Raw genomic sequence first — 18478 nt, 5'->3', positions numbered from 1 at the left:
ATTGCAAAAATATCTGATTTATATAAAATATGAAGAAAAATATGAACAAAATCAAGGTCAAATATAAAAATAGCTAATTCTACATGATATTAAATTTAAAAAATACGAACAAAATATAAAAAAAGAAGTGAAAAGTAATCTATTCAATTACTTTACTTTTGATGATTTCTACTCTTTTGAGAGGGTAGATTTTTTTAGCATTGTGGTAAATTTCAGATGCTAATTTACCATTTACGCAAACTTTTACTAAATCGTCAAATGATTTTTCAGCTGCGGTTTCTTTGAGTAAACCTTCAATAACACTTCTCATGTATTTTTGTTGGGAAGATTTAGCTCTTCTGATAGTTACAGCCAATACTTGAAGTTTGATTTTACGGTCATCTTTGGTTTTTACAATAGCTGAAGCATCGATTCTGGAAGTTCCTCTTCTAATCATGCTTCTTACATAATCTGTAGTGGTTTTGTGACCGGTGAATTTGGTGTTTGCAACTTCACCTGCAACATTATCAATTTCAAATCTGAGTTTAATATATTGTTTTGAGAAATCTCCAGTTAATTCTCTCATAGTTACTTCAACTCCTCTTCCGATGAGAAGTTCTGGATCTCTTGCAGGAGTTTCTCCAATTTCTTTATCTTCAAAGTTTACTGGTGTTTTAATAGTATACCAGGATTTTTCTTTCCATGTATCACGTACTCTACGTCTTGCTTTTGCCTTTGCCATTATATCATCCGTTCTTTTTATAAGTAATATATAATAAATATAACATTCGCTATTAAAATTTTAAAAATATAGTGTTTTACCAAATGTTTGTACCTAAATATTCTTTCACCCAATTTTCATAGAACGATGCTAAATCGACTATTTTGTAGTATTCTTCTTTAAATATTTCTATTAATTCATTTAAATTATTATATATTGATTTATATATTTTAGATTTAATTTTACGCCATACATCTTCGATTGGATTTAAATCTGGGCAATATGGCTGTAAAAATATTAAGTTTATGTTCAATATTCCACATGCTTTTTCGACGATTTTAGCGTGATGTATTCTTGAATTATCTAAAATCAGATTAATTCTTTTTTTTCTTTTGAGTTTATTTCAATTATTTGAGGATTTAATAAATTTCTAATAATCTGGATCTTTTTTCATTCCATATTTTTCGGGAGTTATTATTGTCTTCTTTTCTGCAGATTCTTTGAATTTTTTCTATTGATATTTGTTGTGAATTGTCATTATATAGTTCATTATTGATTTTATTGATTAAATCCATTTTATTTAGTGATTTAGAAGATAAATATTTTTTTATTTCTTCATCAGATAGATTTTCATTAGTTATTGCTTCTTTGATTAAATGTTTACCAAAAGTATTCTCCATGTTTTCTATACGGTAATGACATAATGTAATTACAAATTGAAATGCATTGTTTTTTGTATTTTCTTCCATGTATGAGTTGCAATTAATTCCTTGAAAGCCAGTTACATTTATTCCAAATTTTACGGGATGTTTTGTTTGTGTATTTTTTTATCCAGGAGCGTATAATACTCTTGTAACATTTGGAACATTTTGACAAGAGGTTTCATCTAAAAAAGCATAATATTCTGTTTTTAGATTTATAGAAGTTAGTTTTTTTTAAGATCTTCTTCAGGGTTTTCTGGACGAGTGTTATATTGAATGAATGGTTTTCCATAGTTTAAATTTAGTTTTTGTCGTGTAATGACCCAAATTTGCTTTTCGCTATATGTTATTCCGTATTTTTCTTCAATTAGATTGCCTACATCTTTTAAATTATATTTTTCTTCATTTCCAGTAATGATTTCTTTTAATTCTTTTAATTGTTGGTCAGTTAAGTATGATTTTCGGCCACAATTTGAATAATTTGAAAATAAGCCATCTACACCCTTTTCATTATATTGTTTGACCCATCGTTCGCCAGTTTTTCTGGATATATTAATGTTTTTTGAAGCTTTAGCAATACTTTCACCGTTTGCAACCATGTGAATTACTAAAAGACGCCTATAAACATTGTAATATTCCTTGTACTCTTTCAGCATATCTGCAATTTCAGAAAGCTGCAAATGTTTCTCAATTTTATTATTGAATTTTTCCATGAGCATATATCTATAACTCATTAGGTATAAACTTTTGGTAAGAAACTATAAATAAAAAAATAAAGAAAAATAGAATTTTTAGTAAAAATTCTATGTAAAAATATATTGGATAAATAAACCTCTCCAGTCTGCAGAAACAGGAGAGTTCTTATACAATATATCAAATCTATTTTTTAAATCTCCTTAATTGAATGGTACAAATTGACAACAATACACATACAATCATCCAAATCGGATTACCAGTAGGATATTGATCCAAGCTCACACCACCATGAGAATATTTAGTCGAGGTAGTAGTTTTATTGTCAGTTTTATTCTCTTTTAATGGTTTGACTTTGATTAATCCTGTTGTGTTTGCTGATAGATATTTGCCGTCACCGGAGTAATAGACCTTGATTAGATGTTTGCCAACTTTAAGTCCGGGAACAATAAATACGGCTTTACCATTTTCAATCGGTGCAGAATATCTTCTGCCTTCAATTTCAATGGTTATTGTTCCAGTTGCATCTTTAGGAACAATTACGGTAATTACTCCATCATCACCAACAGTGATTTCAGGTGCGAATACATCAATTGTTGGCTTTAACTTCAAGACATTGAATGTTGTTGAATTTTCACTTGGACGGTATAAGATTGTACCGTTATATTCAACTGTCACAAGTTTTTTGCCTGCTTTTAAACCAGAAACAACTAATGTTGCCTTTCCGTTTTCATCTATTGGAAGGATGTATTTTTTACCGTCGACAGTTACTGTTACGTTTCCGCTTACGCCTTCAGGTCCGACTTTAATGTAGATTACTGCATCTTCTCCTACATATATATCATCGGCTGTGACGACAACAGTACTGTTTTTGTCTCTTACATGGAACAGGTCACTTATGTTTACGCTTGTGTAGTTTTCATTGCCCGGATATAGGGCAAATGCAGGATAAGCGCCAACAGGCAAGTTAAGTATATTCCAGGTTGCATTACCACTGTATGAATTTTTAGATGCGGCCAATATATCAGTGGTTACGACACCGTTATCAAGAGATATCTCTACAGTTCTATTGTAGACAGTAACATATACTACTCCCGGTGCATTGACTGTAACATTCACTACTTCAATCTCACCAGCCCAAATGTCTTCTACTTCAATTGTAATTATTGGAACTATGCGTGCAACATTGAATGTGCCGGATGTTGAATTTGGAAGGTATACATTGTCTCCCCCATAGTCTACACGTGCAGTGTAGTTTCCTCCTGCAAGGTCACTTACAGGCAATATCACTTTACCGTTTTCAATAGGAAAATCTGTGAATGAATAGTTGCCAACAGTAATGTTTACAGTGCCTGTTGCGCCGTCAGGCAATGTAACTACAAGAATCTCATCATCACCATAAGTAATATCATATGTATTGATACTTATTGGAGTGTCGAGTCTGTTTACTGTTACATTATCGGATGTGCAGTTATTGTTGGTCAGGTTAGTGTCGTTTTCGCTGCCTGTAACATATACCACATTCACGATAGTAACATTTGAAACTGCTTTTACTACCAATTTCAATGTTGCAGATTCATCTTTTGTTAAATTTCCTATATGCCAAATGGAATTCTTAAGATCATAATTACCTTTGCTTGCAGTATTTTCAATTAAAGTTAAATATTCTGATAGGTTTTCTAAAACATTTACATTTGTTGCAGTGCTTGGTCCATTATTTACAACAGTAATATAATAGGTAAATTCTTCACCAATCTTAACTGCATTTACACTTACAGTCTTGTTGATTTGCAAGTCAACAATCGGCAGGGAAGTTACATTATCTGAGCTTCCGTTATTGTTGGACTTGTTTGTATCGTTTTCAGCTGATGTAACATTTACTGCATTTGAAATTTCGCCCATTTCAATAACTTTTGCAGTTATTGTTAAAATGACTGTTTCATTAACGTCCAAATTACCAACCAGTGCAATACCTGAATTGCTGTCGTAGGTAATTCCAGGGCGTGATGAAGCAAATGAAACAAATTCCAATTTTAAATCCAATTTATCAAATACATTAACACCGGTAGCATTGGAAGGACCGTTATTCCTAACAGTTATTGTGTATTCTACTAGATCAGTAACATTAACCACAGTCACATTAACAGTCTTATTAATACCCAAATCAACAACAGCTAAAGCAGTAATGTTTTCAGAGTCACCATGATTGTTAGATACATTAGTGTCGTTTTCTCTACTTGTTGCATTGACTGTGTTTGGAATTTCACCCATTGCAAGAACACGAGCAACAATATTTAACACTACTGTTTCACCAGCATTTAAATTGCCGATTATTGCTTTTCCTGTTGAATCATTATAGATAATACCCGGACGTGAGGAATCAAATGAAACAAATTTCAATTTGGAATCCAATTTATCTACAATGCCCACATCACTAGCATTTGAAGGACCGTTATTTTTAACTATAATAGTAAACTCAACAAGATCACTTACATTGACTAATGTCATATTAACGGTTTTATTAACCATTATGTCAACGATTGGAAGAGCAGTAACGTTTTCGGAAGTGTAATTATTGTTGGATTTGTTTGTATCGTTTTCATTAGCAGTTATGCTTACAACGTTTTCAATGGTTCCATTAGCAATCACCTGAACTGTTAAAACCAAACTTACAGGAACATTGACCTCCAATTCAGGAATATTCCAGACATTAGTTAAATTGTCATAATTTCCAATCCAAGTTCTGGAATCAACAAATTTAAGTAAAGGACTTAAATGTTCAGTTACATTAACACCAGTAGCCTTAGACGGACCAGCATTAACAACATTAATTGTATACTCAATATAATCATTCACATTAGCATTTAAAACATTTACAGTCTTATTTATTCTCAAATCAACAACAGGCAGGGATGTAATATTAGTAATGTTAGCCTCATTATTTGACTTGTTAGTGTCATTCTCATAACTGGTTACATTAACAGTATTAGTAATATTACCTGCTGAAATTACTTCAGCAACAATAATCAATGTTGCACTGGACTGATTAGTCAAATTACCAATATTCCAAGTAGCACCATCATAACTACCAACAGAAGGCTTATTGGATACCAATCTAAGATTGGAATTTAAAACTTCACTTACAAATACGCCAGTTGCATCGCATGGACCATTATTTGTAACCTTAATTGTGAATTCGATTAGATCAGACACATTGACTACAGATGAAACGTTGACAACCTTAGTAATTTCCAAATCAACAATGTTTAAAGCAGTAATATTAGTAATATTAGCCACATTATTTGAAGTATTGGTATCATTTTCAATACCTTTAACCACAACAACATTAGAAATATTACCTTCAGAGACAACAAGAGCCTTAATTACCAAAACAGCACTAGACTGATTAGTCAAATTACCAATAACCCAACTAGAACCATCATAACTACCAACATCAGTCGAATTAGAAACCAATTTAAGATGTGAATCTAAAACCTCACCCACATACACACCAGTAGCATCACAAGGACCATTATTCCTAACAACAACAGTAAACCTAATCAAATCACCCACAACAGCAGATGAAACGTTGACCATCTTACTGATTTCCAAATCAGCATTGTTGATTGCAGTAATATTGTCAATGCTAGCGTTGTTATTGGTATCGTTTGTTTCATTTTGATATCCGTGAACAACGACATCATTGGAAATGTTTCCAGGATAAACCACTTGTGCAATAATTGTTAAAGTTGCATTGGTGCCGTTTGCCAGTTTAGGAATATTCCAAGTGTATCCATCCCATTCACCAACGCTAGTGATATTATTAACCAATTTAAGCTTATCGCTTAATGATTCAGTTACATATATACCAGTAGCATCACAAGGACCGTCATTGTAAACTGTGACCACAAATTTGATAAAATCAGTCACTCCGATTTCACCTGTGACATTAACCTCTTTAGTGATTCTTAAATCGGTAACAGGCAATGCAGCAATAATGACTTCATCCCTGTTGTTATATGGATTAGTGTCTTTTTCTGTACTGTTTACAGTTACTACATTTGGAATGACAGTTCCGTTTCTCATTACAAGAGCAACAATAGTTAAGTTTGCGCTGGAACCAACTGTTAAGTTTCCAATATACCAAATACCCTCAGTTACATTATAATGGCCAAATTCTGTATAGTTTCTAATGCATTTAAGATAAGAGCTTAAAACTTCACTTACTTTCACATTGGTAGCATTGGATGGACCATTATTGTAGACTGTGATTGTATATTCAATGAAATCATATACTTCAACGTAACCAGAAGTTACGTTTACATCTTTCATGATTTGCAAGTCAACGGCAGGCAATACTTCAATTTCAGGAATGCTTGCATTGTTATTGGACTTGTTAGTATCGTTTTCTGTACTGTTTACACTAACAACATTGGAAATGTTTCCTACTGATACTACTTCGGTCACAATAATCAATTGACGCCAGTCATATTTGTTTAATGTACCTATATGCCATACACCTTCAGTTACATCATAATAACTGTCCCATGTACTATATTCAACCATTTTAAGATGAGAGCTTAATACTTCAGTTACATTTACATCAGTAGCATCACAAGGACCGTTGTTTCTAACTGTAATCGTAAATACGATTGAATCTCCCACATAAGTGACATTAGCTACATTAACCTCTTTGGCAATATCCAAATCAACAATTGGCAGTGCAGTAATGTTTGGAAGAGTTTTATTGTTATTGGATGTGTTGGTATCTTCATCATAACCAAATACTTCAACATAATTTGAGAAATTACCTGCTTCAACAACACGAGCAGTAATGTTCAATGTAGCAGTAGCACCAGAGTTTAAATATCCAATATACCATGTATAACCATCATATGTAGTTCCAGAGGTTGCAACATGAGAATATTCAACAAGATGAGAATCTAAAGCTTCAAGCACATAAACACCGCTGGCATTACAAGGACCATTATTATATACAGTAATAGTGAATTTAACTAAATCGCTTACATTTACAATGCATGTAACGTTAGAAGTCTTGTTTATGCCTAAATCCACTCTTGTAGTGGCAGTAATAGGAGTGATATTGTCATAATTATTGGTCTTATTAATATCAGTATCATTACTGGTTACATATACCTCATTTTCGATTACACCGGAATAGACAATTTTAGCAACGATTGTTAAAGTAGCATTTTCTCCAACAGCCATATTGCCGATAACCCAAGTATAATTATCATATCCAAAACTATCATATTTAGTTGCATTCCATATAACCAATCTTAAAGCAGAATCTAAAACTTCTTTTACATATACATTAGTCGCATTGCAAGGACCGTCATTGACTACAGTAACAGTGAATTTGATCACATCAGTTACATCAAGATCAGTACTGGAAACGTTGACTGTTTTATTGATTCTTAAATCCACAATAGGTTTTGCAGTAATATTTGGAATGCTTGCATTGTTATTGGACTTGTTGGTATCGTTTTCTGTACTGGTTACATTAACAACGTTTGTAATGTTTCCAACAGAAGTCACATTAGCCAGGATAGTTAAATAAGCTACTTGTCCTTTAGCCAAATTACCAATATCCCAAACAGAACCATCATATTTACCGACAGTTGTCTCATTTTTGATTAAGTTAATATGAGGACTTAAAACTTCAGTTACATTTACACCAGTAGCATCACAAGGACCGTTGTTTCTGACTGTAATGGTAAACCTTATTGTATCGCCGTAGAAAACGGTATTATTTGTAACGTTAACTTCTTTGGCAATTTCCAAATCAACGATAGGCAATGCAGTAATGTTTGGAATAGTATCATTGTTGTTGGATTCATTATTATCAATATCATTTCCTTTAATTACAACATAATTTGTGAAATTGCCTGCTTTAATAACACGAGCAGTAATGTTCAATGTAGCAGTAGCTCCAGCATTTAAATAGCCGATATCCCATTTATGACCGTCATATGTACCAGAAGTTGCATTATAAGTATAATCTTCAAGATGAGAATCCAACTCTTCAAGAACATATACACCAGTGGCATTAAAGTTACCAATATTTCGAGCAATAATAGTGAATTTAACAAGGTCAGTTACATTAACAAAACCAATAGTAACATTAACAGTCTTGTTAATAGCCAAATCTACATGAGTGGTTGCATTAAGAGGAGTGATATTGTCCTTATTGTTTGTAAGGTTGGTATCAGTTCCATTACCAGTTACATTAACAACATTCTCAATAATACCGGAGTAGGCAATTCTTGCAACAATTGTCAAAGTAGCACTGGATCCGTTTTCTAAATCACCAATGTACCATATATTGCCGTCCCATTTACCCATACTAGCAACAGACCTATTCAAAGCAAGTTTATCGCTTAAAGTCTCATAAACATATACGTCAGTAGCATTGCAAGGACCGGCATTGTAGACAGTAATATTAAACATGATTGTCTCATTTACACCCACATCAACAGTAGAAACGTTTACAGTCTTGTTAATTTGCAGGTCAAACAGAAGTACTGCTGTAATATTGGAGATTTCATCCTTATTATTAGATAAATTAGTATCTTTTTCAGTTGAATTAACAATAACAACATTGGAAATGATTCCATCACTTACCACTTTAGCAGTTATATTTAAAACAGCTGTGGATTTGTTAGTTAAATCGCCAATATACCAAATACCTTCAGTTACGTTATAATAACCTGCATTAGTTTCATTTTTAATCAATTTAAGATGAGAACTTAAAATCTCACTGACATTGACGTTAGTAGCATTGCAAGGACCTGCATTATATACTGTAATAGTGTATTTGATTTCATCAAGCACATAGATTACATCGGAAGTGATATTTACTCCTTTGGTAATCTGCAAGTCAACAATTGGTATTGCAGTAATATCTGGAATTGTATCATTGTTATTTGACTTGTTAGTGTCATTTTCTCTGCTTGTTACGTTAACGAAATTGGAAATGGTTCCAACTGAAATTACTTGAGCAGTAATATTTAAAACAGCTGTGGATTGGTTGTTTAAAACACCAATATACCAGATACCATCAGTTAGACTATAATAACCGTTTTCTGTTTCGTTTTTGGTTAATTTAAGATGAGGGCTTAAAACCTCAGTTACATTTACATTATGAGCATCACAAGGACCATTATTCCTAACAGTAATTGTAAATTTAATAATATCTCCGAATTCAACAATATTGGTTGTTACATTAACTTCTTTAGCAATTTCCAAATCAACGACAGAAATTGCAGTGATATTCGGAATTGTATAGTTATTGTTTGATAAATTATTATCATTACCATAACCAACTATTTTAACATAATTTGAGAAATTACCTGCTTTGATAACACGAGCAGTAATGTTTAATGTAGCAGTAGCATCTGCATTTAAATTACCAATATTCCAAGTATTACCCACATAAGTAGTACCATTAGTTGCAACATAAGAATACAACTCAAGATGAGGGTCTAAATCTTCAAGTGCATAAACACCACTAGCATTAGAAGGACCATTATTATAAGCTGTAATGGTAAACTCTACCAAATCACCAACATTAACAACACCAGTTGTAACATTGACTGTTTTGTTTATACCTACATCTATATGAGCATCAACACGAATAGGAGTAATATTATCCTTATTATTAGAAAGATTAGTATCTATTTCATTGCCAGTTACATTAACAGCATTTTCAATAATACCTGTGTATGCAGGTTTTGCAATAATCATTAAAATAGCTTCTGATCCACTAGTTAAATTACCAATATACCAAGTATAACCATCATATGTAGTTCCAGGAGTTTTAATATCACCCTGAGATATAAGAATATTGCTTAAAGGTTCAGCAACATACACTCCAGTAGCATTACAAGGACCTGCATTATAAACCTTAATAGTAAATACAATGGATTCAGTAATGTCAATCTCAGTTTTATCAGTGTTTACTTCTTTTGTAATTTGCAAGTCAACAACATATACTGCAGTAATACCGTCAGTTTGATCTCTGTTATTATATGGATTAGTATCATTCTCTGTGCTGTTTACAACAACAACATTTGAAAATACTCCATCACGCACTACTTGAGCTGTAATATTTAAAACAGCAGTAGACTGATTGTTTAAATTGCCAATATACCAAATACCTTTGTTTACATCATAATAACCATTTCCAGTCACATTGATTAATTTAAGTTGATTAGGTAAACGTTCGCTAACTTCAACATTAGTTGCATTACATGGACCTGCATTGAATACTGTAATGGTATATTTAATGTAATCAGTAACATTAATTACACTGCCTGTGAAATTGGATTTCTTAGTAATCTGCAAGTCAACAATAGGTAATGCAGTAATATTATCGATTTCATCCTTATTGTTGGATGTGTTAGTATCATTTTCATTACTTGTTACAACAACCACATTGGAAATAGTTCCAGCTGAAACCACCTGAGCTACAATGACCAATTGACGGTAATCGTTTTTAGATAAATTGCCAATGTACCAAATGCCCGTTTTCTCATCATAACTGCTTCCCCATGTATAATAATGAATCATATTAAGATGCGGACTTAAAAGTTCAGTCACATTCACATTGGTAGCATCACACGGACCTTTATTCCTCAAATCAATAGTAAATACAATTTTATCGGTTACATTAACAAATCCTGTTGTAACATCAACTGTTTTATTGATTTCTAAATCAACAATGTCAATAGCTGTGAGGTTTTCAATACTGTCATTGTTATTGGATCTGTTAGTGTCGTTATCATTACCGATGATTGCAACGGCATTAGAGATAGTTCCGGCTGAAATTACCTCAGCAATGATTGTCAAGTTATGGACTTCACCGTTGTTTAAATTACCAATGACCCAAGTACCGTCTTTATATTCACCAGCAGTTGTCTTATTAGAAATCATTTTAAGATGAGGACTTAAAGTTTCACCCACATAAACACCGGTTGCATTGCACGGACCGTTATTTGTAACTGTGATTGTAAACTTGATTTTATCAGTTACAGCCACTACACCTGAAACATTAACATCTTTGGTGATTTTTAAATCAACATTAGCAATTGCAGTCATGTTTTTGATTTCAGCATCATTGTTTGTGTAGTCTGTTTCATTTTCAAATCCTGAAACGTGAACCTTATTGGAAATAACCCCTGAATAGATTACTTTAGCAACAATGGTTAAAGTTGCACTGGAACCGTTTTCCAAATCACCTATATTCCAGGTACCAGCCTCATATTTACCATGAGTTGTAGTATTTGAAAGAACTTCCAAATGAGCATCAATTAATTCCTCTACAATTACACCTGTTGCATTGCAAGGGCCGTCATTGTAAACTACAATATCAAATTGGATTACATCAAGCACATTTATAATGTCTTTTGTAACATTAACTGCCTTAGTTATACTTAAATCAACTATTGAAAGGGCTGTGAAGTTGTGTGCTGAATCAATATTATTGGTTTCATTGATGTCTTTTCCTAAACCGGTTACCCATACAGTATTGGTTATAGGACCCATATGGATTACTTCAGCGGTGATAGTCAATGTTTCAAAGTCATTTGCATCAAGCTCGCCGATATACCAGTATCCACCAGTTAAATTATATTCACCGATTGTTGCTTTAGCTTTCTGCATTTTAAGATATGGACTTAACCTTTCTGTTACGTTTACGCCATAAGCCTTACTTGGACCGTGATTTCTTACGGTTATTGAGTATGTTATTACATCTGTAACATTTACATAATCCGCTGTTACATCAACGGTTTTAGTAATTTCCAAGTCATTATATGGAAGCACTTCAAATAAAACCCAGTCAGTATCGCCAGTATGGTTAATGTCTCCGGCATATGAAGCAGTTGCATTATATTTTCCAATAGGCAAATCAGTGATATTATATTTATATCCTGTACCGTTCAGCACATCAACTGTAAATGTAGTGTGTGCTGTATCGTTGAAGGTTACAGTGACTGTTCCATTTAAGTTACCCCATGCGCCGTCTGTCAATTCAATAAAAACTGTCTGGTTTTGAGAGTAATATATTGGAGTGTATACATATATGATGACCAGGCTGCTGTTGGACAAGGTATCCCTAAGATAGGTGTAATACCTGTCGCTTTTGTGAACATAAGCGAAATAGTAGGTTTTTCCGTCTTCAGCATCGAAAATATATTTGACCTTACCGTTTTTATCGGTTGTCAGAGGCACTGTAGTCAGTTGCTCGCCTCTTTCGTTGTACATTTCAATAGTTACGTTAATATTTACTTCCCTGTCGCTTTGATGCGGAACACCGTTCATTACAGATTTTCCATCTTCTCCCCAATATGTTACATTAGTACATGTAAGGGCAGTAGCAGTATTTTCCTGCCAGATTGCATTTAATAAATTATCGAATCCTATAAATACGGCACTGGTGTAATTTTTGCCGTCTGCATCAACACCTACAGCCTTTTCTATAAATTTATTGGAATTTGCCTGATTGTCAAGAAGAACATCATTTTCCAAAGTGAATTTGTTTAATTTTGTTGCATATATTGCAGAACCCTGGAATGCAGTGTTGTTTACAATATCAGTGTCCTTTATAATACTTGATCCCGCTTTATTGACATAGTTATAATATATTGCACCACCTTTCTGCTCAGCAGTGTTGAATTCCATAATTGAATTAAGGATTTGAAGATGAACATTTTGAGCAAATATTGCACCACCATTTTTAGCGCTGTTATGAGCGAAAGAGGAATCATATATATAGCCATCCTCACCAATAGTGTATAAAGCTCCACCGTCCCTATTAGCTACGTTACCATTAAATGAAGTACCATATATTCTTCCACATACTTTATTGAAGTATATTCCCCCACCTAAATCAGCATTGTTTTCATCAAATGTGGAATTATAAAGCCAAACATTGGTGGAACCTCTGTCTTTTTCAAAGAAAATAGCTCCCCCGTAGGAAGTTCCATTATCGCTTGAAGCACGTGATCCCACAACAGTAACATTATTCAATGTTCTGCCATCTCTAAGATAGATTGCACCACCGCGAACATCACCATTATCTTTATGAACGCTTGCGCCGTTTATATATACATTATTTAACTCACCAATGGCAGTTGAATATATTGCACCACCATCAGCACTGTTTGGTGAACCTGTCACTTCTGTTTTTGAATAGGTAATTGAGACATTATTGATTATCGGTGAACCGCCTTTCCAATAGATTGCACCACCATTACCTGATGCAAATGTGTTTGAAATGCTTGCATTGGTTAATTGACCGTTCATTGAATCCCAATAGATTGCTCCTCCAGCACCATTCATTTTAACATTGCTGGAAGTTGAATTGTCAATGACGATATTGGTCGCTACAACACCGTTTGCACCAACATACAATGCTCCACCATAATTGGTTTTTGTACAATTTTCATCGTTGTTTGCAGAAGATTGGAAAATCTTAATGTCATTTAAGGTAGCATACCAACCAGATATATGGATAGCACCACCGTTAGAGGATTTTAAACCGTTAATGGAATTTGATGAGGCATTGAATATGGTAACGTTATCAAGTTTACCGTTTGTACCTTTCCAGTATATTGCACCACCATCATCATTTTGTGTTGATACATCCTGAATTGAAACGTTAATTAAGGAACAGTCTTTTCCGAGTATTGCAATTGCACCACCAGGTCCTTTGACTATTGTGGAATTCAAAATTGCACAATTTGAAATGGTAATATTTGAATCACCCTTTACACCAAGAAGAATTGCTCCACCACCTTCACCGTAGCCAGCATCGAAGTCTTCCACATGAGAATTGAAAATATAACAATGGTCGATTACACAGTTATTGGCAGGACCTTCCTTCATCAATATGGTTCCTCCACCAGATCTAGCCTTATTTCCGTCAAATGTATTATTAAATATATATGAATTGGCCATTTGATTTGCAATAGCACCACCATATTTACCTGCAGTGTTATTGTAGAATTGGCAGTATATTATGGTTAGGTTTACACTATTACCCCCTTGGTCACCAGTATAGAGAGCTCCACCGTCAGAATTAGCAGTATTATTGATGAACAGACAGTTCTCGATTAAACTATCCAATGCCTGATACCAGTCAATAGCCCCACCATGTTTTGCTGCAGCAGTGTTGTTAATGAATATACAATCTTTAATTAAACCTCCAGACGCAATAGGAATACCTTGTGTCCAGTAAATAGCACCCCCACCTCTAGAAGCACCATTAGCCACATTGTTAGTAAATGTTGACCCTATAATTGAATCATCTCCATGTCCACCAAGCCAGTTGATTGCACCACCTTCGGTTATTGCCTCGTTGTGATCAAACCAGGAGTAGTATACGGATACGTTTGCACCACCTATGTCCAAAGCACCACCTGTGGATGATGTTACATGGTTATATGTGAAATTACAATTTGATAGTATTGTATCATCACCGAAAACCTTAATTGCACCCGCACTATTAGCAACATTGTGGTCTAAATTACAGTAGGTGATTGTAGTATTTACACCACGAATATATATTGCCCCACCTTCATTGGCTCGTGATTGGGTGAAATTGGAATATGCAACAGTGGTTCCGATATCATCAATATAGATTGCACCACCATTAAATCTGCTGCCAACAGTACAGTTATAAAATGAAGAGGACAGTATATCAGTTTGCTTACCATCTACAAATATTGCTCCACCATTATTTACAGAGGAAATATTATCAAAACTGGAACTCCTTACTGTTGCTTCATCACCTTTAATATAAATGGAACCGCCTGACACTCTTGATGAACCGTTGATAAATGTAGAAGTGTCAACAATAGCATTTGCACCTTCTATATAAATCTCTCCACCATTATTGGCGCTGCCCCTTACAAATTCAGAACCTTCAATGATTGTCCTTTCACCTTTGATGAAAATTGATCCACCCCGGGCGGCACTTGGAACAGTGTTATGGGTGAAGTTAGATGCGGAAATATGGGTATCGAGACCATTAATATAAATGGCTCCACCGCCATTGGATGCACCTGTACCTTTAACTGTACATTCGTCAAAATTACTTTCACTTATCTGAATACTACCCTCAGCAACATAAATTCCACCACCGTTTTGGTCAGCTACACAATTACTTATGTTGGAGCGAGTTACCAATGCACCCCAGGAGGTTAAATAAATAGCACCACCATATTTAGCAGTGCTTGAGTTGAATGTGGAATCCTCAATTCTTGCACCATTACCATATGAATAAATAGCTCCTCCACCTTCAAAAGCCTTACAGTCATTAAAGTTAGATTCGTCAATAACTGCATTTACTCCCTGAATATATATTGCACCACCCCAACCATGGTTATTTTTGTTTAAAGCTTCAGCGGAAGTGAAGTTGGATTTTTCTATGTTAGTGTTTTCACCCTCAATATATATAGCCCCACCATTGTAATTTTTAACAACGGTTTTATTGAAATTACATTCAGAAATATTGGCATTGGCTCCAGATACATAAATTGTTCCACCATAGTTAGTGGCAACGCTATCTGTGAAATTGGACTTTGATATTACAGTATTATTACCTTCCACAAAAATCGCTCCACCACTATAAGCATCGCTTCCTTTAAAATTGGAATTACCTATGAAAGCATCTGTACCACTTACATGAATAACCCCACCGAAGTGTGAGTCACAATCATCAAAATTACAATCTTTAATATTGGCATTTTCACCCTGAACATCAATTGCACCACCACGGGCGTATTGGTCTCCTAAAGAAGTACATTTAGTGAAATTTGAATTTGAAATAGTCGTATTTTCACCATTTACGAATACCGCACCACCATTATATAAGGTAGTTTTTGACTGGTCAAATGTGCTGTTGACAATAGTTGTGTTTGGCCCCCATATAGATAGGGCACCACCATAATTAACAGCAGTCCCCTGTAAGAATTTAGAATTTGAAACAGTAGTACCTGCACCTTGTACATTAATAGTTCCACCGGAACCGCCTAAAGGTCCAATAGCATTATTATTACTGAATATGGAATTATCTACGATAGTGTCATCACCTTCAATGGAAATGGCTCCACCAATGAGCGCATGAGTATGGGTAAATGATGAATCTGAAATATGTGCACTATTTCCTTCTACAAAAATTGCTCCACCACGATGATTATCGACATCCTGATTGTTGACATGGCAATTATCAAATGTACAGCTTGAAACGGAAGTGCGATTACCAATAATATATATTGCACCACCATGATTATCGGTAGAAATACAGTCATCAAAGTCAGAATGCATTACTTTAACATCACTACCGGTAATGAACAATGCACCACCATCAGCCTTTGCAGAACTTTGGGTGAAAGATGAGATGTCCAAAGTAACATTAGAACCTGTAAGGCAGATAGTTCCACCTTTGGAGTTGGAGTATTCACCTTCAAGAGGATCATAGCCACTTACACCCTTATTATTCACACATGTAAGGTTATACATATATCCATAATCACCTTCCCAATATATTGCACCTCCGTCATCATAAGCTACATTATCAGTGAAGGTAGAATTGGACAAGTTACAATTAATTCCACTAATGTATAAAGCACCTGCATCCCTTCCGATACAGTCTTTAAAATCACAGTTGATTATTGATGTATTATTACCAATGACATATACTGCACCACCATTATTGGTAGCATTACATGCATCAAATGTAGTACCACTAACAACTACATCATTACCTGTGATGAATAGAGCACCACCATCAACCTTAGAGTAATTCTTATTGTCATCCATATATGCTGAACTTGAAGTGAACTTGGAATCTGAAAGGATTACATTAGAACCGGTAAGACAGATACTACCACCGCGAGTACTTGAAGTAGTACCGTCAGGTTTATCAATACTTATACCTTTATTGTTTCTACAGGTGACATTGTAGATAACACCAGTGTTACCTTCCCAGTATATTGCACCACCGTCATCACCTGCAACATTATTTTCGAATATCAAATTTTTTGCATGAACGTTATCTGCACTTATGTAAACTGCACCACCATCAACAGTAGCGTTACAATTATTGAATTTGGAATTTTCTATTGTAGAATTAGTCTTAGAAGTATCGTTTAAATAAATCGCTCCACCACTATAAGCACGGTTGCCTTCAAAGGCAGTTTGGATAATGTGAAGAATGCCATCAACAAATAATGATCCCCCACAGGATTTTGCAATATTGTCTGTAAATTCAGATGCTGAAATATTCAATGTTGAACTCATGACATATATTGAACCGCCGTTTGCTGCAGTATTATCCTTAAATGTGGAAGACTTGATTAATGAATCTGATGTTAGACTATCGCTGTTAATAAATACTGCCCCACCATTGTTTGTTGCAGTGTTATTTAAGAATATACAGTCAATAAGCTCAATGCTTGAACCTGCCCCTACATTAATGGCACCACCATCATCACCATATCCGTTGACAAATGTGAGATTTTTCAATATTACATGGGAATTGCCCAATATATTGAATATTGATGACCTGCTGGAAGCGTCCAATGTGTATCCGTTACCGTTGATTGTTATGCTTTTGCCTATAGAAATACCATTTATTCCAGAATCGGTATCAGAGTATTTATAGCTTGAATTCAAGCTAATTACCCCACCCGAAGGTATGGAATCATTTGTTACAATATCATTCAACTGACTGAAAGTTCCTGAAGAAACCTTGAGAAGCTCCTGCTGCGTGTTGATCGCTTTCAAATCATTTTGATTATCATCAACACCAACTAAAGTCGCATTTCCTGCGATATCAGAAGCCGAAGAAGAGGATAATACTGAAAAGAATACAAAAAACAAGCAAAAAGAAATAAGTATTGTTTTTTTATTCATAATTTACCTCATTCATTAAACCTTTTACTATATATATTATTAATTAAAAGGAGTATATATGTTTTCTTTTTACAATATATTTATAAAAAATTAAATATATTTCATATTATTAAAAGAATTATTAAAATAATGTTCAATCAAAAATAATCCTAAAACAATTAAACGAAAGCATACTAATTAAAAAAATAAAAAATATTCATTCTACAATAGAAAATATGAAACCAATTCATTAGAATTAGTAAAAAAAGTACTACAATAACAGTATTATATGAAATATAACTGAACAAAAAAATAAACAATGCAGAAATTGTATAAATACATATAATAAAATACGAAAATAGGTTGAATTAAATCAAAAAGAGATACGATAATTTAAACAGTTAAAATATCGAATATAAAAAATACAGACAGGAAAAACAAATAAAATAAAATAAAAAAAGAA

The 18478-nt window shown here is 33.9% G+C and carries 5 protein-coding genes; all 5 read right to left on the bottom strand.

The window, feature by feature from the left end; translation table 11 throughout:
- Positions 1-139: 139 nt before the first annotated feature.
- The 5 genes from Q0P94_RS00230 to Q0P94_RS00210 all read right to left on the bottom strand — a co-directional run bounded on the left by Q0P94_RS00230 (position 140) and on the right by Q0P94_RS00210 (position 18036).
- Complete coding sequence (locus tag Q0P94_RS00230) at positions 140-721, bottom strand: 30S ribosomal protein S3ae (RefSeq protein WP_295112188.1); 582 nt, start codon at positions 719-721, stop codon at positions 140-142.
- A gap of 76 nt (positions 722-797) precedes the next feature.
- A complete protein-coding gene (locus Q0P94_RS00225) occupies positions 798-1037 on the bottom strand; it encodes a transposase (RefSeq protein WP_295112217.1) in 240 nt (79 codons plus the stop codon).
- A gap of 82 nt (positions 1038-1119) precedes the next feature.
- Positions 1120-1449: a hypothetical protein gene (locus tag Q0P94_RS00220; protein WP_295112197.1), complete on the bottom strand. Its 330-nt coding sequence runs from the start codon at positions 1447-1449 to the stop codon at positions 1120-1122.
- 176 nt (positions 1450-1625) lie between these two features.
- Positions 1626-2114 (bottom strand): helix-turn-helix domain-containing protein, encoded by a 489-nt coding sequence (locus tag Q0P94_RS00215; RefSeq protein WP_295112194.1) that lies wholly within the window; start codon positions 2112-2114, stop codon positions 1626-1628.
- Positions 2115-2280: 166 nt separating this feature from the next.
- Positions 2281-18036: an Ig-like domain repeat protein gene (locus Q0P94_RS00210; RefSeq protein WP_295112191.1), complete on the bottom strand. Its 15756-nt coding sequence runs from the start codon at positions 18034-18036 to the stop codon at positions 2281-2283.
- Positions 18037-18478 lie beyond the last annotated feature (442 nt).

It is taken from the genome of uncultured Methanobrevibacter sp., from assembly GCF_946184425.1.
GTDB lineage: Archaea > Methanobacteriota > Methanobacteria > Methanobacteriales > Methanobacteriaceae > Methanocatella.
Note: the sequence above shows the minus strand (reverse complement) of the source record. Positions and strands in the feature narration are given on the sequence as shown.